Source organism: Cupriavidus sp. 22TCCZM01-5 (assembly GCF_057798915.1).
This window is the reverse complement of record NZ_JBYOJR010000005.1, coordinates 255,308-276,978: the sequence shown is the minus strand read 5'-3', so window position 1 is coordinate 276,978 and position 21,671 is coordinate 255,308. Positions and strand designations below refer to the sequence as shown.

The 21,671-nt window shown below is 67.7% G+C and carries 17 protein-coding genes; 11 read left to right on the top strand and 6 right to left on the bottom strand.

Annotated elements, in window-relative coordinates; genetic code table 11:
• Positions 1-176: 176 nt before the first annotated feature.
• The 8 genes from AC3FNH_RS07630 (at position 177) to moaA (ending at position 7,708) form a co-directional block, all read left to right on the top strand.
• On the top strand, positions 177-437 hold the full coding sequence (locus AC3FNH_RS07630) for a hypothetical protein (protein ID WP_276101514.1): 261 nt from the start codon (positions 177-179) through the stop codon (positions 435-437).
• Between the two features lie 352 nt (positions 438-789).
• On the top strand, positions 790-2,238 hold the full coding sequence (locus AC3FNH_RS07625) for a cytochrome ubiquinol oxidase subunit I (RefSeq protein ID WP_488719599.1): 1,449 nt from the start codon (positions 790-792) through the stop codon (positions 2,236-2,238).
• Between the two features lie 13 nt (positions 2,239-2,251).
• Positions 2,252-3,259 (top strand): cytochrome d ubiquinol oxidase subunit II, encoded by a 1,008-nt coding sequence (cydB, locus tag AC3FNH_RS07620; RefSeq protein ID WP_488719598.1) that lies wholly within the window; start codon positions 2,252-2,254, stop codon positions 3,257-3,259.
• Positions 3,260-3,270: 11 nt separating this feature from the next.
• Positions 3,271-3,396, top strand: coding sequence for a DUF2474 domain-containing protein (locus AC3FNH_RS07615; RefSeq protein WP_488719597.1), 126 nt, complete (start codon positions 3,271-3,273; stop codon positions 3,394-3,396).
• Between the two features lie 9 nt (positions 3,397-3,405).
• Positions 3,406-5,496 (top strand): FUSC family protein, encoded by a 2,091-nt coding sequence (locus tag AC3FNH_RS07610; RefSeq protein WP_488719596.1) that lies wholly within the window; start codon positions 3,406-3,408, stop codon positions 5,494-5,496.
• Positions 5,483-5,713, top strand: coding sequence for a DUF1656 domain-containing protein (locus AC3FNH_RS07605; RefSeq protein WP_276101509.1), 231 nt, complete (start codon positions 5,483-5,485; stop codon positions 5,711-5,713). Before AC3FNH_RS07610 ends, AC3FNH_RS07605 begins: the two co-directional genes overlap by 14 nt.
• Entirely contained in the window at positions 5,692-6,501 is an 810-nt protein-coding gene (locus AC3FNH_RS07600; RefSeq protein ID WP_488719595.1) for an HlyD family secretion protein, read from the top strand. Before AC3FNH_RS07605 ends, AC3FNH_RS07600 begins: the two co-directional genes overlap by 22 nt.
• Positions 6,502-6,619: 118 nt before the next feature.
• Positions 6,620-7,708 carry a GTP 3',8-cyclase MoaA gene (gene moaA / locus AC3FNH_RS07595; protein ID WP_488719594.1) on the top strand — a complete coding sequence of 363 codons (1,089 nt, stop codon included), beginning with the start codon at positions 6,620-6,622 and terminating at the stop codon, positions 7,706-7,708.
• A 12-nt stretch (positions 7,709-7,720) separates the two neighbouring features.
• On the opposite strand, the gene AC3FNH_RS07590 is transcribed toward moaA, so the two are convergent.
• The 6 genes from AC3FNH_RS07590 to AC3FNH_RS07565 form a co-directional block, all read right to left on the bottom strand.
• Complete coding sequence (locus tag AC3FNH_RS07590; protein ID WP_488719593.1) at positions 7,721-8,011, bottom strand: helix-turn-helix domain-containing protein; 291 nt, start codon at positions 8,009-8,011, stop codon at positions 7,721-7,723.
• Between the two features lie 5 nt (positions 8,012-8,016).
• The gene (locus tag AC3FNH_RS07585) at positions 8,017-9,456 is read right to left on the bottom strand and encodes an aminotransferase-like domain-containing protein (protein WP_488719592.1); all 1,440 of its coding nucleotides are present in this window, start codon (positions 9,454-9,456) and stop codon (positions 8,017-8,019) included.
• A 76-nt stretch (positions 9,457-9,532) separates the two neighbouring features.
• Entirely contained in the window at positions 9,533-10,753 is a 1,221-nt protein-coding gene (locus tag AC3FNH_RS07580) for a molybdopterin molybdotransferase MoeA (RefSeq protein ID WP_488719591.1), read from the bottom strand.
• On the bottom strand, positions 10,747-11,607 hold the full coding sequence (fdhD, locus tag AC3FNH_RS07575) for a formate dehydrogenase accessory sulfurtransferase FdhD (RefSeq protein ID WP_488719590.1): 861 nt from the start codon (positions 11,605-11,607) through the stop codon (positions 10,747-10,749). Before fdhD ends, AC3FNH_RS07580 begins: the two co-directional genes overlap by 7 nt.
• Positions 11,608-11,763: 156 nt before the next feature.
• The gene (locus AC3FNH_RS07570; protein ID WP_276101502.1) at positions 11,764-12,210 is read right to left on the bottom strand and encodes a phosphate-starvation-inducible protein PsiE; all 447 of its coding nucleotides are present in this window, start codon (positions 12,208-12,210) and stop codon (positions 11,764-11,766) included.
• A 13-nt stretch (positions 12,211-12,223) separates the two neighbouring features.
• Positions 12,224-14,551 carry an FdhF/YdeP family oxidoreductase gene (locus tag AC3FNH_RS07565; RefSeq protein WP_488719589.1) on the bottom strand — a complete coding sequence of 776 codons (2,328 nt, stop codon included), beginning with the start codon at positions 14,549-14,551 and terminating at the stop codon, positions 12,224-12,226.
• Positions 14,552-15,799: 1,248 nt separating this feature from the next.
• On the opposite strand from AC3FNH_RS07565, the gene AC3FNH_RS07560 reads away from it, so the two are divergent.
• Genes AC3FNH_RS07560 through adeC form a run of 3 tightly spaced genes read left to right on the top strand, consistent with a single transcriptional unit; the run spans position 15,800 to position 21,600 of the window.
• Positions 15,800-16,954, top strand: a complete 1,155-nt coding sequence (locus tag AC3FNH_RS07560) for an efflux RND transporter periplasmic adaptor subunit (RefSeq protein ID WP_488719588.1) — start codon at positions 15,800-15,802, stop codon at positions 16,952-16,954.
• Positions 16,955-16,981: 27 nt separating this feature from the next.
• Positions 16,982-20,134 carry an efflux RND transporter permease subunit gene (locus AC3FNH_RS07555; protein WP_276101499.1) on the top strand — a complete coding sequence of 1,051 codons (3,153 nt, stop codon included), beginning with the start codon at positions 16,982-16,984 and terminating at the stop codon, positions 20,132-20,134.
• Entirely contained in the window at positions 20,131-21,600 is a 1,470-nt protein-coding gene (adeC, locus tag AC3FNH_RS07550) for an AdeC/AdeK/OprM family multidrug efflux complex outer membrane factor (protein ID WP_488719587.1), read from the top strand. Before AC3FNH_RS07555 ends, adeC begins: the two co-directional genes overlap by 4 nt.
• Positions 21,601-21,671: the final 71 nt, after the last annotated feature.

The window sequence follows — 21,671 nt, the reverse complement described above, 5'->3', positions numbered from 1 at the left end:
CAGCCCCAACACGATCTTCGCCCCGGTCACGCAGGTCGATGCCTCGACCCGCACCGACGTCGACATGAAGAGCGTGACGAACACCATCAACAACGTGGGCGGCATGGTCGCGGCCCTGCAGCACTGATCCGCCGATCCAACCCGTTCAGCCCAACCAGCCTACCCAGGAGACCATCATGTCCTTGACCATCCAGAACCTGCCGCTCGAACAAGACCTTGACCACGCCAAGATGGGCGCCGTGCGCGGCGGCAGCGTCTTCGTGAATTCCGCCATCAACGCCATCACCGGCGGCTCGGGCGTGTCGTTCGCCAGCCCGAACACCATCGTCGCGCCGGTCACGCAGGTCGATGCCTCGACCCGCACCAATGTCGACCTGAAGAGCATGACGAACACCATCAACAATATCGGTGGCATCGTGCAGGCCCTGCAGCACTGAGCCACGCGAAACGCGGACGCCGCCCCCCTGGCGCCCCGCCTCCCGCGAAGGACCGCCCTTGGGCGGTCCTTCGTTCTTGTGAGGCGCAAGCCCAGGACTGTGATCCTGCGCGCAGGCGTCATCTGTACCGGCATGCGCCGCGATGTGACCCCAGGCACGCAGCCCCGCTCACGCGCGGGAGGAATGCCCCGAAGTTGCTGCCAGTCCGGCAAAGACAACCCTCGCCCGAACTGAGCTTCACCGCTTCCCCGAAAACTGTATCCCTCCCGCACAGGCTGTATTCCCTACCCTTCTCCGTAATGTCGCGCGCACCGCCAGCATGCCGGCGGCAACCCCCACGGAGAGCACATCGATGCATGGACTTACAGCTCTGGAACTCGCCAGAATCCAGTTCGGATTCACGGTTTCCTTTCACATACTCTTTCCCGCCATCACCATTGGCCTGGCGTGCTTCCTCGGTTTCCTGGAAGCGCGCTGGCTGCTCACGAAGGACACGGTCTACCGCACCCTCTACCAGTTCTGGGTCAAAATCTTCGCCCTGAACTTCGGCATGGGCGTCGTGTCCGGCCTGGTCATGGCCTATGAGTTCGGCACCAACTGGTCGTTCTTCTCGCAGTTCGCGGGCGGCGTGACCGGCCCCCTGCTGACCTACGAAGTGCTGACCGCGTTCTTCCTGGAGGCGGGCTTCCTCGGCGTGATGCTGTTCGGCTGGAACCGCGTCGGGCCGGGGCTGCACTTCTTCTCGACAGTGATGGTGGCGCTCGGCACCATGATCTCGTCGACGTGGATCCTGGCCTCCAACAGCTGGATGCACACGCCCGCGGGCTACGCCATCGTCGCCGGCAAGGTGGTGCCGACCGACTGGCTGGCCGTGATCTTCAATCCGTCGTTCCCGTACCGCCTCGCGCATATGGTGATTGCCGCGCTGCTGTCGACCGCCCTGTTCGTCGCCGCGGCGTCAGCCTGGCAGCTGCTGCATGGCCGCGCCGTGCCGGCCGCGCGGAAGATGCTGTCGCTGGCGCTGTGGATGGTCCTGATCTCGGCCCCGCTGCAGGCGGTGGTCGGCGACGCCCATGGCCTGAACACGCTCGAATACCAGCCCGCCAAGATCGCGGCGCTGGAGGGCCACTGGAATACCGCGGCAAAGGACGACAAGAATGGCTTTCCGCTGATCGTCTTCGGCATTCCCGACATGGAGCGCGAGGAGACGCGCTATGCGATCGAGATCCCGCGCCTGGGCAGCCTGATCCTCACGCACACCCTGGACGGCCAGATCCGCGGCCTGAAGGACTTCCCCAAGGCCGACCGGCCTAACGCCACGGTGCTGTTCTTCACGTTCCGCACCATGGTTGGCCTGGGCGTGCTGATGATCCTGTTCGGCCTGCTCGGCTGGCTGCTGCGCCGCAACGGCGTCGTGTACCGGTCGCGCGCCTTCCTGCGCTTCGCCGTGGTGATGGGGCCGGCCGGCCTGATCGCACTGCTGGCGGGCTGGATGACGACCGAGATCGGCCGCCAGCCGTGGGTGGTCTACGGCCTGCTGCGCACGACGGATGCCGTGTCGGCGCACGCGGCCGCCCCGGTCGCGCTGTCGCTGGCGCTGTTCGTGGTGGTCTATTTCGTCGTCTTCGGCGTGGGCATCCGCTACATGCTCAAGCTGGCGAGCGCCGGCCCCGTGGCCGACACGCACGCGCACGGCCATCCGAATCCCTATGGGCCCGGCACCGTCGGCACCGTTCCGGCCGCCGTCAGCGCAGCCTCCGCACGCACCGCCATGGCCCCGCACGGCCACCGCAACTCCTGAACAGGTGATCAATATGGGTATCAACCTTCCTGCCATCTGGGCCTGCCTGATCTTCTTCGGCGTGATGATGTACGTCATCATGGACGGATTCGACCTGGGCATCGGCATCCTGTTTCCGTTCGTCGGCGATCGCCATGACCGCGACGTGATGATGAACACCGTCGCGCCGGTCTGGGACGGCAACGAAACCTGGCTGGTGCTTGGCGGCGCGGCGCTGCTCGGCGCCTTTCCGCTGGCCTATTCGGTGCTGCTCAGCGCGTTCTACCTGCCGCTGATGCTGATGCTGCTGGGCCTGATCTTCCGCGGCGTGGCGTTCGAGTTCCGCTTCAAGGCCAGCGACCGCAGCCGCCCGTACTGGGACGCCGCCTTCACGTGGGGCTCGGTCGTCGCGGCGTTCTTCCAGGGTGTGACGCTTGGCGCCTATATTGATGGCATTGCCATGCAGGGCACGACCTACACCGGCGGCGCGCTCGACTGGCTGGCACCGTTCCCGATCTTCACCGGCGTCGGGGTCGTCATTACCTACGCCTTCCTCGGTGTCACCTGGCTCATCATGAAGACGGAGGGCCGGCTGCAATGGACCATGCTGCGCGTGACCAACGTGCTGACCGGCGTGATGGTGGCGATGATCGCCGCGGTGAGCATCTGGACGCCGCTGACGCACCCCGGGATCGCCGCGCGCTGGTTTGCGCTGCCCAACGTGTTCTTCTTCCTACCCGTGCCGCTGCTGGTACTGGGCGCGGCCGTCGGCATCCAGCGCTCGCTGCACGGGCGCCCGAACGTCGCCCCGTTCCTGTACGCGCTGCTGATGGTCTTCATGGGCTACACCGGCCTGGCGATCAGCGTGTGGCCCAACATCATCCCGCCGTCGATCTCGATCTGGGCCGCATCGTCGCCGCCGCAGAGCCAGGGCTTCGCGCTGGTCGGCACCCTGTTCATCGTGCCCATCATCCTGGCGTACACGTCGTGGTCCTACTACGTGTTCCGCGGCAAGGTCCGTCGCGGCGAGGGGTACCACTGATGGCCAGGATCATGAAATCGCCGCTGACGAGCCGCCTGGGCTGGCTGCTGGCGCTCTGGGCGGCGGGCGTCGGCACGGTCTTCGTCTTTGCCTGCCTGATGCGGCTGCTGATGCGCGCGGCCGGTCTTTCAAGCTGAGCGCGGGGCATGCCAGCATCCGGCACTTCCACCCGCGCCAGGCCGCCAGCCAGCCGTACCGGCGGTGCGGCTTGCGCCCTGGCGGCGGCCTGGGCCGCGCGGCCGGACCTGGCACCGTGGATCCATTCGCTCAAGGTGTTCGGCGCCGCCATGCTCGCGCTGTACGCGGCCCTGGCGCTTGGCCTGCCGCGGCCGTACTGGGCCCTGGCCACGGTGTACCTGGTATCCAGCCCGCTCGCCGGGGCCACCTACGCCAAGGGCACTTACCGCGTGGCCGGCACGCTGCTCGGCGCCTTGTGCGCGGTGGCGCTGGTGCCGCTGCTTATCGACGAGCCCGTGCTGCTGATGGCGGCCATCGCCTGCTGGACCGGCACCCTGCTCTACCTGTCCCTGCTGGAGCCGGCACCGCGCAACTACATCTGCCTGCTGGCCGCGTACACGCTGCCGATCGTGGCGCTGCCGACCGTCACGGTCCCCGGTACGGTCTTTGCCGTCGCGCTGGCCCGGATCGAGGAAATCGTGATCGGCATCGTCTGCGCCAGCGTGGTCAGCGCCGTGGTATTTCCCGTCCGCACGCGGCCCGCGCTGGCGGCCCGGGCGTCCACGTGGCTGTCGCACGCTGCCCGCTGGATCCAGGACATGCTCGGCGCCGGCGTGAGCCCGGCGCGCCGCCATGACAGCTTCAGCGTGCTGGCCGCCGACATCGTCGCGATGGAAACCCAGCTTGCACAACTTGCCTATGAAACCGATGGCGCACCGGCGCTGCGGCATGCCCGCGCGCTGCACCAGCGGATGGCCGCGCTGCTGCCGCGCGTGCTGGCGCTGGCCGATGCCGTCGCCGCGCTGCGTCAGTCGCAGGAAGGCCTGCCCGATGCGGTAGCACAGCGTCTGGGCGCTACCGTGGCGTGGATTGGCGGCGCGCCCGGTGCCAGCCGCCCGCTGAGCGCTTGCCGCCCGGCCAGTTCGACGCCGCCCGCCACGGCGGGCTGGCATGCGCGGCTGGTGGCAGCCGCCAGCGAGTATCTCGACGAACTGGACGACCTGTGGCAGGACTGCCGCCTGTTGCAGGCCAGCCTGCAACCGGGCGGCGCCGAGCCCGCCGTGCTCCGCTATCGCGTCGAGCCCGCGGGACAGGACCGGCACCACGACCACGCGCGGCTCCTGTTTCGCGCCATGACCGCGGGCACGGCGACGCTGGTCGCCGGCCTGCTGTGGATGGCGTCGGGCTGGGTGGACGGCGCCGGCCCCGTCGGGCTGGCGGCGCTGGCAAGCTGCTTCATCGCCACCGCCGACCAGCCGCGGCTGATGGCCAGGCGCGTGGTGGTGTGGAGCATGGCCTGTGCGCTGCTGGCCTGGTACTACCAGTTCGTCGTGCTGGTGCTGGCCCATGACTTCAGTTCGCTGGCGCTGCTGCTGTTCTGGCCCTACCTCGTCATCGGGGCGCTGACGACGCAATCGCGCTACGCGCTGTTCGGCGTGCTGCTTGCGGTCACGTCGGCGTCGTTCGCCGGCATGCCGCAGTTCAGTGCCGCGCACTTTGCCGACATCTTCAACAGCAGCCTGGCCAGCCTGGCGGCGCTGTGCTTCTCCGCACTGTGGGCCGCGCTGATGCAGCCATTCGGCCGCCAGCTCGTGGCTTACCGGCTGGCCCGTGCCAACTGGCGCGACATCGCGCTGGTGGCCCACCCGCGCGCGCCGGTCAACAGTGCGCTGCTGCGCGGCCGCATGCTCGACCGCCTGCTGCGGCAGTGGCCGCCGGTGGCCGGGCGGCATCGCACCGGCGGCAGCGTCGCGGCGTTCCTGGTCGAATCCGCCGCCCTCGTCCTGCGGCGCGGCTGCGTGGACCTGCCTGCCGCGCGCCGCCGCGCCGTCGAGCGGGCGCTGGCCGGCGTTGCCCGCTACTACCGCCACTGCTCGCATGCCGGCCACGAAGTCGCGCCGCCGCCCGCGCTGGCCGCCAGGCTCGACGCGGCCTGGACTGCGCTCGCCGAGCCGTCGGGCAGCTACCCGCGCGCCGCGCTGGCAGCGCTCGCCAGCGTGCGCCTGGCACTGTATCCGCCCCGTGCCCCGACCGATGGAGAGTCCCATGCACGCCACTGAATTCAATGTGTACGGCGTGTTCGTACCAGCCACGCTGGTCTGGATGCTGGCCGCATTCGCCGTCACCGCCGGCATGCGCGCGGTGCTCGACCGCCTTGGCCTCTACCGCTTCGTGTGGCACCGGTCGCTGTTCAATTTCTCGCTCTACATCCTCGTGCTGGGCACGATGGTCGCGTTTGTCTGGGAGGTTCCATCATGCATCGCAAGTTTTCGCTGATCGTCCCCGTCGCCGTGACGCTGATCTTCGTGGCGGCGGCTGCGCTGACGGCGTGGCACCTGTGGCAGTACTACACCGGCGCGCCATGGACGCGCGACGGCCGGGTCCGTGCCGACGTGGTGCAGGTGGCACCCGATGTGTCGGGACTCGTCGCCGAGGTACTCGTCACCGACAACGCCCGCGTAAAGCGCGGACAGGTACTGTTCGTGGTCGACGAGGCGCGCTTCCGCGTGGCGCTGAAGCAGGCGCAAGCCGCAGCGGCGGCTGCGCACGCGGCCTTGGCCCATGCAGGCAAGGCGGACATGAGCGCCGCGCAGGCGCGCGCCGACCAGGCCGACGCTGCGGCCGAGGCAGCCAGCCTCGACCTGGCCCGCTGCCGCGTGGCCAGCCCCGTGGACGGTCACGTCGCGGACCGCCTGCCCCGCGCCGGCGACTTCGTGAACCGCGGCCGCCCGGCGCTGTCGGTGGTGGCCAGCGGGTCGCAGTACGTGGAGGGCTATTTCGAGGAAACCAAGCTGCCGGCGATCCGCGTCGGCGCAGTGGCCGACGTGCGCATCATGGGCCAGGGCACGGCATTGCACGGGCACGTCCTGAGCATCGCGCCGGGCATCGACGACCAGGACCGCGGCAGCGGGCCGAACCTGCTCCCCACCGTCAACCCGACCTTCAACTGGGTGCGCCTTGCGCAACGCATTCCGGTCCGCATTGCGCTGGACGAGGTTCCGCCGGGCACGCATCTCGTGGCTGGCCAGACCGCCACGATCCGCATACGGACGCCGCGCGAGTAAGGCCGCCGCGCCCCGGCCGAACTGTTCTGCTGCCGGCGCTGGCGATTTGTGCCCTCTGCCCGCGGCCTTCCATCCCTACCATGGCTGCATGGATCGCCACCGCCCTCGGGAGAACCCCATGCAAGCCGCGCCAATGCACTCTTTGCCCGCAGTCAGCCGTCCCCCAGCCCCGGAACGGGCCGCCTGCCGTGACCAGCTCGGCAGGCCGCTGAAGGATCTGCGCCTGTCGGTGATCGATCAATGCAACTTCCGCTGCACCTACTGCATGCCCAAGGCGCGCTTCGGGCGCGACTACCCGTTCCTGACGCCAGCACAACGGCTGTCGGACAAGGAACTGCTCGAGATCGCTCGCGGCTTCGTCAGCCTTGGCGTAGAGAAGGTGCGCCTGACGGGTGGCGAGCCGCTGCTGCGCAAGGGGATCGAGTCAATAGTGGAAGGCATTGCCTCCCTGCGCACGCCCGAAGGCCGGCAGGTGGAAGTAGCCATGACCACCAACGGCAGCCTGCTGGCGCGCAAGGCGCGCTCGCTGCGCGACGCGGGCCTGGGCCGCGTGACGGTCAGCCTGGACAGCCTGGACGACCGCACCTTCCGCGCCATGAACGATGTCGATTTCCCGGTCGGCCGCGTGCTCGAAGGCATCGAGGCCGCGGTCGCGGCAGGCCTGGCCCCGGTCAAGGTCAACTGTGTGGTGGAGCGCGGCACCAATGACGCGCAAGTGCTGCCGCTAGTTGCGCACTTTCGCGGCAGCGGCGTGACGCTGCGCTTCATCGAATACATGGATGTGGAAGGCCCGAGTGCGTGGTCTCAGTCCCGGGTGGTGCCGTCCGACGAGCTCCGCGCGATGGTCGAGCGCGCGCATGCGCTGGTTCCTGTGGTCCGGCGCGCCAGCGAGACATCGAGCAACTACCTGCTCGCCGACGGCAGCCTCAGGCTCGGCTTCATTTCCAGCGTGTCGCACCCGTTCTGCGGCGACTGCACGCGCGCACGCGTGTCGGTCGATGGCCGCCTTTTCCTTTGCCTGTTTGCCACGCAATCGGTGGACTTGCGTTCCCACCTGGCCACAAGCCGTCCGGCCGAAGCCGTCGCCAATGCGGTCCGCAAGGCATGGCAAGCACGCGGTGATCGCTATTCCGAACTGCGCGAGGAACGCCGCGCCAGCGGCAAGCGGCACTACCCGACGGTGCGCATGTCCCTGGTTGGCGGCTGATCCGGGCCCGGCTCAGGCCGGGTCGGAAAACAACTGCTCGGCCAGGTCCGTGCCCTCCTGCGTCAGGCTGGCGTGGCCACGGCCATCTTCTTCGATGCTGACCTCGGCCAGCCCCGCCGACTGAAGCTGCGTCAGTACGCGGCGCAGCACACTCATCGGCAACTGCGCGCGCTTGGCAAGCTTGGCGAGCGACCAGGGGCCGCGGCCTTCGCCGATTGCGGCCTCCCTCAGCACCAGCAGCACGTCAACGATGGCCGGATCGATATCCTCGCCGTCTCCGGCCCTTTTCCTTTCGTCGGTCATATTCGTCACGGTCCGCATGCCCCCGGCCGTTGCGCCAGCAGATGCTGCGCGATCTTGCCGAGGGTCTGCACGGCGGTCTCGATGCCGGACGACCATTCCGCGCTGTAGTTGAGGCGAATGCAATTCCGGTACGTTGCCGCGGGCGAGAACATATGCCCCGGCGCGACCGTGATGCGGTGCTCCAGCGCCGCGTGGTACATCTCCATGGCATCGATGCCGTCCGGAAGCTGCACCCACAGCACATAGCCCCCGGCGGGCCGCGACGTGGTCGTGCCCTCCGGGAAGAACCGCCGCACCGCCGCGGCCATGATATTGGCCTGCTGCGCGTAGGCCTTGCGCACGCGCCGCAGGTGGAAGTCATAGCCGTCGTTCTTGAGGAACTCGGCAATCGCCAGTTGCGGGATGGCCGGAGTCGTCAGCGTATTCAGGAACTTGAGGCGCTCGACCGCGCCGCGATAGCGGCCCGGCAGCGCCCAGCCGATACGGTAGGCATTGGTCAGCGTCTTGGAAAATGACGAGCAGTGCAGCACGATGCCGGCCGTGTCAAAGGCCTTGAGCGAGCTGGGATGCGATTCGCCGTAGTAAAGCTCGCCATAGACATCGTTCTCGATGACGGGAATGTCCTTGGCGGTCAGCATTGTCACCAGCGTGCGCTTCTTCTCGTCCGACATCTGGAAGCCAAGCGGATTCTGGAAATTGGGCATCACCATGCAGGCCGCGACGTCCTTCTCGTCGATCAGCCGCGCCAGCGCGTCGATGTCGATGCCTTCGACCGGGTCGGTCGCCACTTCGATCGCGCGCATGCCCAGCCGCTCGATCGCATGGAGCATCGCGTAGTAGGTCGGGGACTCCACCGCAATCGTGTCGCCGGGCCTGGCCACGGCCTGCAGGCACAGGTTGATCGCCTCGGTCGCGCCGATGGTGACGATCAGCTCGTTCGGGTTGACCGCGTAGCCGTTCTCCAGGTAGCGCCGCGAGATCTGGCGGATCAGCTCCGGACTGCCGGGCGGCAGGTCGTCCAGCATGGTCCACTTGGCATAGCGGCGCGCGATATTGTTGGCGTACTGGTTGATGCGCTGCCACGGGAACAGCGAGGCATCGGGGTAAGGCGAGCCCAGCGGCACGGCATCGTCCGAGCGGATCGAGCGCAGCGTGGACAGCACCAGCGCGCTGACATCCACCGCGGACGGCTTGGCGCTCGGCCGCGACGGCTGCAGCTCGGCCGCCGGCTCGCCCGGCCGCGCGCGCACGAAGTAGCCGGATTGCGGCCGGCTTTCGATGACACCGCGGCTTTCCAGCAGCACATAGGCGCGGATCACCGTGGTGATGCTCATGCGATGGTGCTGGCTGGCCTGGCGCACGGACGGAATCCGCTCGCCGGGCAGCAGCACGCCCTGCTTCACCAGCGCTTCGATGTCGGCAGCCAGTTTTTCATACAGTTTCACGCCGCGCTCCCCTTGCTGGCGATTCCGGTTCCGCGCTCCCGGGCGATCCATCGCCCGCTCCCCTTGCGCACACTCATCAACTGAGCCAGCGATGGAGATCATAGTACGGCAGCGATACATGGTGGAGGGGACCGGTATTCTGCGGCCCGACCCGCACAAAACCGCTGGCCTGACCGAGCGCGGACACGGCGGCGGCGCCCTGCTGCGTGGCGACCCGGACCACGCTTTCCTGGCCGCCCGGGAAGCCGCCCTCGCCGCCCTCGCCGACGCGCCAGAACGCGTCGCACGGCGGCACGCGCGCCCCGGACAGCGCCGCGCGGACCCGGCTGACCGGCGGGAACAGCCGGCTCCGGCCCTGCAGCCGCCGCAGCAGCGGCGTCACCAGCAGCGCAAAGGTGGTATAGGCCGCGGCGGGATTGCCCGGCAGGCACACCACCGGCTTGCCGCGCAGGCGCCCGACCGTTACCGGCTTGCCGGGCCGCATGTCGACGCCACGGCAAAGCAGTTCGCCGCCAGCCGAGGCCAGCGCCGCGGCCACGAGGTCGCGCTGGCCGACCGAGGCCCCGCCGGTCACGAGCACGAGATCGGCATCGCCGGCCAGCTCGCGCAGCGTATGGTGCAGTGCGCGTTCATCGTCGCGCACATGCCGGTGGCAGCGGACCACGGCGCCCATGGACTGCACCAGCGATTCGAGCATCGGGCCGTTGACGTCGTGCACCTGGTATACGTCGCGCGGCTCGTCATGGGCGGCCACTTCGTCGCCCGACGTCAGGATCGCCACCTCGACCAGCCGCCAGACCGGCACCTGCACCAGGCCTTGCGACGCCAGCGCCGCGATATGACCGGCCTCGATCAGCGTGCCGGCGGGCAACAACAGCTCGCCGCGACGGACATCCTCCCCCTGGCGCCGGATATGCTGGCCCGCGACGGGCGGGCGGTGGCAGGTCATGCCGCGATAGCTCTCCACGGCATCCTCCTGCGCGACCACGGCATCGGCCCCCTGGGGGATCACGCCGCCGGTATAGATGCGGATGGCATGTCCGGGACGCAGTGCCTGCGGCCGCGTGCCGGCATAGACCACCTGCTGCACCGGCAGGCACGCGTCGCCATGGCAGTCCTCGCAGCGCACGGCGTAGCCGTCCATCGCGCTGCGGTCCGCTGCGGGGGTATCGGTCACCGCGGCCAGGTCCTGGGCGAGCACGCGGCCGGTCAGCAGCCCGAGCCACACCGTTTCGGTCTCGCGGACCGGCTCCGCCGCCATCGCGAAGATCGGCTGTGCCTCGTCAAAGCTCAGCATGCCCGGGCTCCCGCCATGGCACGTTCGGCGTCGGTATCGCAGGCAGCGTCCGTATAGTCGACGTAGCCGTCCTTGCGGCAGAAGCTGAGCAGGCGCAGGCCGGCCCGCCCGGCAATGCGGATCGCCAGCGAAGTCGGCGCGGAGATCGTCGCCAGCATCTGGATATTCATGCGCGCGGCCTTGCGCACCAGCTCGTAGCTGGCGCGGCTCGACAGGAAGACGAAGCCGTCGTCCATCGCCACGCGCTGCATCGCCAGGTGGCCGATCAGCTTGTCCAGGCCGTTATGCCGGCCGACATCCTCGAACACGTGCAGGATCTCGCCGCGCGCATCGCACCAGGCAGCCGCGTGGACGCCGCCGGTCTCGCGCATGAGCCGCTGGTGCGACGGCAGCGCCGCCGCCGCGCGCGCGATCATCTCGCGCGTCGGCTGCAGCCGCCTGGCCGGCGCGCGCATGGGCGCGGGCTCCAGGTCGAGCAGTTCAAGGCTCTCGATGCCGCAGACGCCGCAGCCCGTGCGGCCCGCGAGGGCGCGCCGCCGCGCCTTCATGGCGGCAAACGCCTGCTCGCCGATCTGGAGCTGGACTTCGGCGCTATGCGCGAGCACCCGCACTTCGAGGTCGTGGATCTGCTCGTTGCGGCTGACGATGCCCTCGGTCAGGGAAAAGCCCACCGCAAAGGCCTCGAGATCAAGCGGTGTCGCCATCATCACGGCGTGCGAGATGCCGTTGTACACGAGCGCCACTGGAAGCTCTTCGGCCACGTTGTCGACGGCGGCTTGCGGCGCGCCGTCCTTGTGCCGCACGACGCTGCGTGCGGCATAGCCGTGGTGTTCAACCAGTTCGGTGCAATCCATGGGGACCTCGCGAAGATCGATCGCGCGCCGGTACCGGGCCGGCGCCGCGGGAATATTGTGGGAACGGTTGCAGCAATGGTAGGCAGCGGCCACCGCATGCGAGGCATACAGTTGCGCCGCCGCGCGGCATCTACAGATGCGCGCCGGCGCCGCGGCTCACTCGCCGGCGCCGTTCTCGCCGTCGTCGTTGCTGGGGAAGCGGTATTGCCCGTAGCGCAGGATCAGCACGCCGCAGGCCAGCATGACCACGCCGCCGCACAGGGCCAGCATGTGGAACTCGGTCGACTCATTGAAGCGCAGGATCAGGTCGCGCGCGAGCGACACCATGGCGATATACAGCGGGAAGCGCACCGGCAGCTGGCCGAGCTTCAGGTAGCGCCCGACCATGGCCAGCACCTCCAGGTACAGGAACATCAGCAGCAGGTCGGTCAGCGAGACCTTGCCCATGCCGGCGACCTTCCAGCCCTCCTCGGCCATGGCGAACGTCGTGGCCAGGCCGATCACGACCAGGCCAGCCAGTTCCACCACGCCAAGGAAGGATTCGAGGCGCGCGCGCACAGCGCCTGGCCGGGGGCGCGAGCCCGGGATCCGGTTGGTACTCATAGCCGGATCGTCGTCAGGCAGCTGCCGCCGTCTGGTGGGCAGACAGCGTCAGCAGCACGGGCACCGACTTGGACGTGGGCGTGCCGCAGCCGTCGCCGACGCTTTCGAGCGGCACCAGCGGATTGGTCTCCGGGTAGTACGCGCCCACGCAACCCTCCGGAATGTCGTACTCGACCAGCTCGAAGTCCTCGACCCGGCGTTGCACGCCGTCGCCCCAGACGCTGGTGATATCAACCCGCTGGCCGGCCTTGAGGCCCAGCCGCGCCAGGTCGGCCGCGCTGATGAAGACCACCCGGCGCAGGCCGAACACGCCGCGATAGCGGTCGTCCAGACCGTAGATCGTGGTGTTGTACTGGTCATGGGAGCGTGTGGTCATCAGCACCAGCAGCTGGTCGCCATACTGCTCGCGCGCACGGTGGATGGGGGTGTCCTTGTCGATCGCATGGACCAGGAACTGCGCCTTGCCGGACGGGGTCTCCCAGATGCGATTGCATGCGCCGGGCGTCAGGTGGAAGCCGCCCGGCACGGCGATGCGCTCGTTGTAGTTCTCGAAGCCGTCGATGACCTGCTCGATCGCGTCGCGGATGCGCGCATAGTCCTGCGCATACCACAGCCAGTCGATCTTTTCCGAGCCGAGCGTCGCCGCCGCCATGCGCGCGACGATCGCGGTTTCGGACAGCAGGTACGGGGAGGCCGGCTTGTTCATGCCGAACGAGATATGCACCATGCAGACGGAGTCCTCGACGCTCACGCCCTGGGCCACGCCGTCCTGCTCGTCGATCTCGGTTCGGCCCAGCGTCGGCAGGATCAGCGATTCCTTGCCATGCACCAGGTGGCTGCGGTTGAGCTTGGTGGCGATGTTCACGGTCAGCGCGCACTGGCGCAGGCCCTCGTGCGTACGCGGCGTATCCGGTGTCGCCGTGGAGAAATTGCCGCCCAGGCCGATGAAGACCTTGACCTTGCCCTCCAGCATCGCCTCGATGGTTTCCACCACGTCGTACCCGTGCTTGCGCGGCGGCTCGAAATCGAAGACGGCCTTGAGGCGGTCCAGGAACGCGTCGTCCGGCTTCTCCTCGATGCCGACTGTGCGGTCGCCCTGCACGTTCGAATGGCCGCGCACCGGCAGCAGCCCCGCACCGGGGCGTCCGATGTTTCCGCGCATCATCATCAGGTTCGACAGGATCTGCACGGTCGGCACCGAATGCTTGTGTTGCGTGAGGCCCATGCCCCAGCATGCGATCACGCGCTGGCCGCGCGCATAGACGCGCGTCAGCGCATCGATGTCCGGCAGCGACACGCCCGATTCCGCCACGATGTCCGCCCAGCTTTCCGCGCGCAGGTCATCGACAAACGCGCCGAAGCCGATGGTGTGCTCGCGCACGAAATCGACATCGATCAGGCGCGCCTGGCCGTGCTTCACCGCCTCGTCGTCCAGTTCGACCAACCGCTTGGCCACGCCCTTGATCAGCGCGAAATCCCCGCCAAGCTTCGGCTGGACGAACATCGACGCGATCTTCGTGCTGGAACCGGTCAGCATCTCCACCGGGTGCTGCGGGCTGGTAAAGCGCTCCAGCCCGCGTTCGCGCAGCGGGTTGATCGAGACGATGGTGGCGCCGCGCCGCACGCACTCGCGCAGCTCGCCGAGCATGCGTGGGTGGTTGGTGGCGGCATTGTGGCCGAAAGACAGGATGGTGTCGGCGTGTTCGAAGTCATCCAGCGTCACCGTGGCCTTGCCCACGCCAATCGTCTTGGGCAGGCCGCGGCTGGTGGCCTCGTGGCACATGTTCGAACAGTCGGGGAAGTTGTTGGTGCCGTAGGCGCGCACGAACAGCTGGTACAGGAACGCGGCTTCGTTGCTGGCGCGGCCCGAGGTATAGAACGCGGCCTGGTTCGGATCCGGCAGTGCGCGCAGGTGGCGGGCGATCAAGGCAAACGCTTCATCCCAGGCAATGGCGCGGTACTTGTCGGTCTGCGCGTCGTACACCATCGGGTGCGTAAGGCGGCCGTGCTGTTCCAGTTCATAGTCCGTCTGCTCCAGCAGCGAGGTGACCGTATGCTGGGCGAAGAATTCCGGCGTCACGCGCATGCTGGTCGCTTCCGCCGCGACGGCCTTCACGCCGTTCTCGCAGAATTCGAAGGTCGAAGCGTGCTGGCGGTCCGGCCATGCGCAACCGGGGCAGTCGAAGCCATCGGCCTGGTTCTGCTTGAACAGCATCTTGTACTTGCCACCGGCAACCTTCTCCTTGACGAGGTTGATGGCAACGTACTTCAGGGCACCCCAGCCGGCGGCGGAGTGGGTGTAGGGGGCGATGTGGCCCTTCTCGGGCGTCGGAGAGCTCATGGGGTGCATCCTCTGTGGCGGGGGCTGCGGAGGGCCGGAATGCGGGGCATTTGGGTTGGCCATCCTGTGACGTCAGATTAGGTTTGGGGAGGCTTTGCCGGTGCGTACAGACGGGAGTACAGCCTGGGAGCACAGTTGGGGTCTAAGGGATTCGCCGCCCGATATGGGTGATGAGAGGGGTGTCGCTCTTGGCGGGCGCCGCTGTTTCGCCGGCGTAGCCGGCGAGTCACTTTTTGTCCGAGCGACAAAAAGTAACCAAAAAGCGCGTTTACTTGCCCTAGCGGGCGAATATTGATCGTAGTGTGCTGCGGGTGTTGTACGGGTATGGGCTTCAGAGTGTGCCCGGCTGCCTGCCGCGTGGTGCGCGTCCGCCGGTAGGCTTTCAAGCAATGATTGAACGAGCCCCGAAACTGTCCGTGGTCCCTCCTGCTACCGACATCGTGTAATCGCCTTCGGCTGCGCTACGCGCAGAGCCCTGGTCTGAGCACCCAGGCCGCAGGCAAACCGCGCCACAGCGAAGCAGAGAAACCGAACCGTCGGCAATGGCGACGATGATGCCCCGCGCATACCGACTAGGGCGCGCGCGCAGCGCAGCCGTAGGCGTCCCACCGCTGACCTCGTTGGAACGCTGTACCCGAGCCCTACATGGGGATCGTACAAGAGCCGGTTATCGGAGGCACTGGTTCTGAATCACTATGCGTAGCAGGCCCGAACGGGCAACCACGCATCGCGAGACCAAAGCCGCTTGAACACAAGAAGCGTATCGTTGATGGCCAGCCGCCAGGCGACGCGCTTCTTGCCTACTTCTTGTCGCTCGGACAAGAAGTAGGTCGCCGGCTACGCCGGCGAAACAGCGGCGCCTGCCAAGAGCGACAGCGCAATCATCACCACGCCCATTCGCGAGAAGAATCACTCCCGAACGGGTGATCCGACGTCTACGGATGACCCGTGGGTTACCCGCCAAAGTCCGCCCCCCAAATCCCCTTGAAAGATTCTGAAATATGGAAACCCGATAATCGCCCGGAACGTTTTGCCGAGTCGGGATAGACTTCTCGGCTATGCCGGGCACGGCAGGACTTGCTGCTTTCGCGGGGCCTGCCGCGCCGAGCGCGGGAGCCGCCCCGGGCATGGCGCTTGCTTTGCCTCCTGCCCCGCTCCGGCACCGGCACCGGCACCGGCACCGGCACCGGCCAATCGGAATTGGCCGCCGACAACATGACTCGCATGATTTTTTCGCAGGAAATCGCAATGCAACGATCACGCGGCCGCCGCGCCCGGGTTCCGGTTGCGCTGGCCATCGCCCTCGCAACGATCGCCGGATGCGGCGGCAAGAAAGAAGCCGCCGCCCCGCCCCCACCCCAGGTCAGCGTCGTCACGCTCAAGACCACGCCCGTCACCCTGGATACCGAACTGCCGGGCCGCACCTCGGCCTTCCGCATCGCTGAAGTCCGCCCACAGGTGGACGGCATCATCCTGCGCCGGCTGTTCAAGGAAGGCAGCGACGTGACGCAAGGCCAGCAGCTCTACCAGATCGACCCGGCTACCTACGACGCTACCTACAAGAGCGCGCGCGCGACGCTGGAATCCGCGCGCCTGCTGGCTGAGCGGTACGGCCGCCTGGTGGGCGACGAAGCGGTCAGCAAACAACAATATGACGAAGCCAAGGCCGCCTGGCTGCAGGCGCAGGCAGCCGTGGACCGCGCCGAGATCAACCTGCGCTATACCAAGGTGCTGTCGCCGATTTCCGGCCGCATCGGCCGCTCCAGCGTGACCGAAGGCGCGCTGGTGACCAACGGCCAGGCCGGAGCCCTGTCGGTGGTCCAGCAAATTGACCCTATCTACGTCGACGTGACCCAGCCCTCCGCGTCCCTGCTGCGCCTGCGCCGCGAGCTGGCCAACGGCGCGCTGCAGAGCGCCGGCACCAACGCCGCCCAGGTCAACCTGGTGCTGGAGGACGGCACCAAATACCCGGAAACCGGCCGGCTGGAGTTCTCGGAGGTCGCGGTCGACCAGGGCACCGGCTCGGTCACCTTGCGCGCCGTGTTCCCCAATCCGCGCCATGAACTGCTGCCCGGCATGTTCGTGCACGCCCGCCTGCGCGAGGGCGTGAAGGCGGATGGCCTGCTCGTCCCGCAACAGGGCGTTACGCGCGACCTGAAGGGCCAGGCCACGGCACTGGTTGTCAACGCCAAGGATGAGGTGGAGCTGCGCCAGATCCGCACCGACCGCGTGATCGGCGACCAATGGCTGGTGGCGGACGGCCTCAAGGCCGGCGACCGCGTCATCGTCGAGGGCCTGCAGTTCGTCAAGCCCGGCGCCAAGGTCCGCGTGGCCCAGGCCGGCGCCGGCAATCCGCCCGCCGCCGCGTCGGGCGCATCATCCGCGGTCGCGGCCAAGCCCTGAGGGCATCGCCAGGGCGAGGGAGTATTCATGTCCAATTTCTTTATCGATCGTCCCATCTTCGCGTGGGTGATCGCGCTGGTCATCATGCTGGCCGGCGTGCTGTCGATCCGCTCGCTGCCGATCAGCCAGTATCCGGCCATTGCGCCGCCGACCATCGCCATCTCGGTCAACTACCCGGGCGCCTCGGCCGAGACCGTGCAGGACACCGTGGTCCAGGTGATCGAGCAGCAGCTCAATGGCCTGGACCGGCTGCGCTACATCTCGTCGGAGAGCAACGCCGACGGCAACATGACCATCACCGTCACGTTCGAGCAGGGCACCAACCCGGATATCGCCCAGGTGCAGGTGCAGAACAAGCTGGCGCTCGCGCAGCCGCTGCTGCCGCAGGAAGTGCAGCAGCAAGGCATCCGCGTGACGAAGTCGGTGCGCAACTTCCTGCTGATCGTCGGCCTGATCTCCACCGATCCCAAGGTCACGCGCGAGGACCTTTCGAACTATATCGTCTCGAGTATCCAGGACCCGCTGTCGCGCACCTATGGCGTCGGTGACTTCCAGGTGTTCGGCTCGCAGTACGCGATGCGGGTCTGGATCGATCCGGCCAGGCTCAACAGCTACCAGCTCACGCCACTCGACGTGAGCAACGCGATCAAGGCACAGAACGTCCAGGTCGCCTCCGGCCAGCTGGGCGGGTTGCCGGCGGTCAAGGGCCAGCAGCTCAACGCCAGCGTGATCGGCAAGACCCGCCTGCAGACCAGCGAGCAGTTCGGCAACATCCTGCTCAAGGTCAACGCGGATGGCTCGCAGGTACGCCTGAAGGATGTGGCCGAGGTCGGCCTTGGCGGCCAGGACTACAACATCAACGCGCAATACAACGGCCAGCCGGCGTCTGGTATTGCGGTGCGCCTGGCGGCCGGCGCCAACGCGCTCGAGACCGTGCGCGCGATCCGCAAGACGCTCGACGGGCTCGAGCCGTTTTTCCCCGCCGGCATGAAGGTGGTCTACCCGTATGACACCTCGCCGGTGATCTCGGGGTCGATCCACGAGGTGGTGAAGACGCTGATGGAAGCCATCGTGCTGGTGTTCCTGGTGATGTACCTGTTCCTGCAGAACGTCCGCGCCACGCTGATCCCGACCATCGCCGTGCCGGTGGTGCTGCTTGGTACGTTCGGCGTGCTGGCCGCGTTCGGGTACACCATCAACACGCTGACCATGTTCGGCATGGTGCTGGCGATCGGCCTGCTCGTCGATGACGCGATCGTGGTCGTGGAGAACGTCGAACGCGTGATGGCCGAGGACGGCCTGCCGCCCAGGGAGGCGGCGCGGCGCTCGATGGGCCAGATCCAGGGTGCGCTGGTCGGCATCGCCCTGGTGCTGTCGGCGGTGTTCCTGCCGATGGCGTTCTTCGGCGGCTCAACCGGCGTGATCTACCGGCAGTTCTCGATCACCATCGTGTCGTCCATGGTGCTGTCGGTCCTGGTCGCGCTGATCCTGACGCCGGCGCTGTGCGCCACCATGCTGCTGCCCATCGAAAAGGGCGACCATGGCGAGAACAAGGGCGGCTTCTTCGGCTGGTTCAACCGCACGTTCATCGCGACCACGCAAGGGTATGAGCGCGGCGTGGCGTCGATCCTCAAGCGCCGCCTGCCGTTCGTGCTGATCTACGTGGCGATCCTCGTGGCGATGGGGTTCCTGTTCACGCGCATCCCCACCTCCTTCCTGCCGGAAGAAGACCAGGGCGTGCTCTACGCGCAGGTGCAGACGCCGGCCGGCGCCACCGCCGAGCGCACGCAGAAGGTGCTGAACCAGATGCGCGACTACCTGCTGAAGGACGAAGGCGGCGTGGTCGATTCGCTGTTCACCGTCAACGGCTTCAACTTCGCCGGCCGCGGCCAGAACTCGGGCCTCGCGTTCATCCTGCTCAAGCCGTGGGAAGAACGCAGCGGCGACAACACCAGCGTCTTCGACCTGGCGTCGCGCGCCCAGCGCAAGTTCGCGAGTTTCCGTGACTCCATGTCGTTCGCCTTCGCCCCGCCGGCCGTGCAGGAGCTGGGCAACGCCACCGGCTTCGACCTGTACCTGCAGGACCAGGCCGGCCTTGGCCACCAGGCCCTGATGAACGCGCGCGACAAGTTCCTCGGTCTGGCGTCGAAGAACCCGACGCTGCAGCGCGTGCGTCCCAACGGCCTGAACGACCAGCCGCAGTACCAGCTCGTGATCGACGATGAAAAGGCGCGCGCGCTTGGGGTCTCGCTGGCCGACGTCAACAGCACGGTGACGATCGCCTGGGGCTCCAGCTACGTGAACGACTTCATCGACCGTGGCCGGGTCAAGCGCGTCTACGTGCAGGGACGTCCGGATTCGCGCATGAATCCCGATGACGTCGACAAGTGGTTCGTGCGCAACGACAAGGGCGAGATGGTGCCGTTCTCCGCGTTTGCCGAGGGCAAGTGGGGCTACGGGTCACCGAAGCTGCAGCGCTACAACGGCGTGCCGGCGGTGGAAGTGCTGGGCGAGCCGGCGGCTGGCCGCAGTTCGGGCGAGGCCATGAAAGCCATCGAGGAGATCATGAAGCAGATGCCCCCGGGCGTGGGCTACGCGTGGACCGGCCTGTCCTATGAAGAACGGCTGTCGGGCTCGCAGGCGCCGGCGCTGTATGCGCTGTCGCTGCTGGTGGTGTTCCTGTGCCTGGCGGCACTGTATGAAAGCTGGACGATCCCGTTCTCGGTGATGCTGGTGGTACCGCTCGGCGTGATCGGCGCCCTGCTCGCCACCATGAGCCGCGGCCTGTCCAACGACGTGTTCTTCCAGGTCGGCTTGCTGACCACCATCGGCCTGTCGGCCAAGAACGCCATCCTGATCGTGGAATTCGCCAAGAGTCAGTACGAGCATGGCAAGAGCCTGGTCGACGCCGCCATCGAAGCCTGCCGCATGCGCTTGCGCCCGATCGTGATGACCTCGCTCGCGTTCATGCTTGGCGTGTTCCCGCTAGCGGTCTCGACCGGCGCCGGCGCGGGCAGCCAGCACGCCATCGGCACCGGCGTGATCGGCGGCATGATCACCGCCACGGTGCTTGCGATCTTCTGGGTGCCGCTGTTCTTTGTCGCTGTCAATGCGCTGTTCGCGCGCAAACGCAAGCCGACCCAGCCCGATGCCCCCGCGGAAAAAGGCGCGCTGCAATGAAGAAGACCCTGACCTGCGCAGCCGCCCTCGCCCTGCTGGCCGGCTGCAGCCTGATACCCACCTATGAACAGCCGGCCCTGCCAGTGGCGCAGGCGTACCCGCAAGGCCCGGGCTATCCCGGCATCGACGCCGCCGCGCAGGCGCAACAGGTGCGTGCCGTCGACCTCGGCTGGCGCGACTTCTTCACCGATGCGCGACTGCGCCGCCTGATCGAGGTCGCGCTGGAAAACAACCGCGACCTGCGTGTCGCCGCGCTGAACGTGGAAGCGTTTCGCGCGCAATACCGGATCGAACGCGCCGACCTCTTTCCAGCCATCGGCGTGGCCGCGGCGGAAACGCGCCAGCGTATTCCCGCCGACCTGTCCACCACCGGCCGGCGCCTGATCACCAGCCAGTACGGGATATCGCTCGGCACCACCGCCTGGGAACTCGACCTGTTCGGCCGCATCCGCAGCCTCAGCGAAGCCGCGCTCGAACAGTACTTCGCCAGTGACGAGACCCGCCGCAGCGCGCAGATCGCGCTGGTGGCCAGCGTCGCCAATGCCTACCTGGCATGGCGTGCCGACGAGGCGCAGCTCGTGCTCACGCGCGACACGCTGGCCAACTATGAGCGCAGCTATGGCCTGACCCGGCGCAGCTACGAGGAAGGCATTGCCTCGCGCCTGGATCTGCGGCAGTCCCAGACCGCTGTGGAAAACGCGCGCGCCAGCCTGGCGCGCTACACCCGGCTGGTGGCGCAGGACGAGAATGCGCTGGTACTGCTGCTGGGCACCGGCATGCCAGCGGACCTGCCGCCGCCGCTCGGCCTGCGCGAGAAGCTGACGGCCGAGGTACCGGCCGGGCTGCCGTCCGACCTGCTCCAGAACCGGCCTGACGTGCTCGCGGCCGAGCATCGCCTCAAGTCGGCCAATGCCAATATCGGCGCGGCGCGCGCTGCCTTCTTCCCGCGCATCGCGCTGACGGCGTCGGCCGGCACCGCGAGCAAAGAGCTGTCTGGGTTGTTCGCGGGAGGCTCGGGCACCTGGCTGTTCCAGCCGCAGATCAGCCTGCCGCTGTTCACCGCCGGCAGCCTCAGGGCCAGCCTGGATTACGCCACCATCCAGAAGGACATCAACGTCGCGCAGTATGAACGCACGGTGCAGACGGCCTTCCGCGAGGTGGCCGACGGGCTGGCCGCGCGCGGCACGTACATGAGCCAGCTCGAGGCCCAGGTGCGCTTTGTCGAAGCGGCGCAAGATGCCTACAATCTTGCCGACCGCCGCTACCGCACCGGCGTGGACAGCTACCTGGCGGTGCTGGATGCGCAGCGTTCGCTCTACAACGCGCAGCAGCTGCTGATCGTCGCACGCCAGGAACAGCTGACCAGCGAGGTCAATCTGTACAAGGCCCTGGGCGGCGGCTGGCATGACCAGACCGGCACCGGCACCGATGCGGCGGGACAGGCCGCGCCGGGGCCATCGTCCTGAACGCAGCCGGCCGGCCCGTGCAAACGTGGGCTGGCCAGCGTTACGCGGGTCTGAAGGTGCGGCCGGGCCTT

Bases quoted from the DNA above. Each gene is read 5' to 3' on its own strand.
- AC3FNH_RS07630 (WP_276101514.1), top strand. From the start codon at position 177: ATGTCCTTGACCATCCAGAACCTGCCGCTCGAACAAGACCTTGACCAC.
- AC3FNH_RS07625 (WP_488719599.1), top strand. From the start codon at position 790: ATGCATGGACTTACAGCTCTGGAACTCGCCAGAATCCAGTTCGGATTC.
- cydB (WP_488719598.1), top strand. From the start codon at position 2,252: ATGGGTATCAACCTTCCTGCCATCTGGGCCTGCCTGATCTTCTTCGGC.
- AC3FNH_RS07615 (WP_488719597.1), top strand. From the start codon at position 3,271: ATGAAATCGCCGCTGACGAGCCGCCTGGGCTGGCTGCTGGCGCTCTGG.
- AC3FNH_RS07610 (WP_488719596.1), top strand. From the start codon at position 3,406: ATGCCAGCATCCGGCACTTCCACCCGCGCCAGGCCGCCAGCCAGCCGT.
- AC3FNH_RS07605 (WP_276101509.1), top strand. From the start codon at position 5,483: ATGCACGCCACTGAATTCAATGTGTACGGCGTGTTCGTACCAGCCACG.
- AC3FNH_RS07600 (WP_488719595.1), top strand. From the start codon at position 5,692: ATGCATCGCAAGTTTTCGCTGATCGTCCCCGTCGCCGTGACGCTGATC.
- moaA (WP_488719594.1), top strand. From the start codon at position 6,620: ATGCAAGCCGCGCCAATGCACTCTTTGCCCGCAGTCAGCCGTCCCCCA.
- AC3FNH_RS07590 (WP_488719593.1), bottom strand. From the start codon at position 8,011: ATGACCGACGAAAGGAAAAGGGCCGGAGACGGCGAGGATATCGATCCG.
- AC3FNH_RS07580 (WP_488719591.1), bottom strand. From the start codon at position 10,753: ATGCTGAGCTTTGACGAGGCACAGCCGATCTTCGCGATGGCGGCGGAG.
- fdhD (WP_488719590.1), bottom strand. From the start codon at position 11,607: ATGGATTGCACCGAACTGGTTGAACACCACGGCTATGCCGCACGCAGC.
- AC3FNH_RS07570 (WP_276101502.1), bottom strand. From the start codon at position 12,210: ATGAGTACCAACCGGATCCCGGGCTCGCGCCCCCGGCCAGGCGCTGTG.
- AC3FNH_RS07565 (WP_488719589.1), bottom strand. From the start codon at position 14,551: ATGAGCTCTCCGACGCCCGAGAAGGGCCACATCGCCCCCTACACCCAC.
- AC3FNH_RS07560 (WP_488719588.1), top strand. From the start codon at position 15,800: ATGCAACGATCACGCGGCCGCCGCGCCCGGGTTCCGGTTGCGCTGGCC.
- AC3FNH_RS07555 (WP_276101499.1), top strand. From the start codon at position 16,982: ATGTCCAATTTCTTTATCGATCGTCCCATCTTCGCGTGGGTGATCGCG.
- adeC (WP_488719587.1), top strand. From the start codon at position 20,131: ATGAAGAAGACCCTGACCTGCGCAGCCGCCCTCGCCCTGCTGGCCGGC.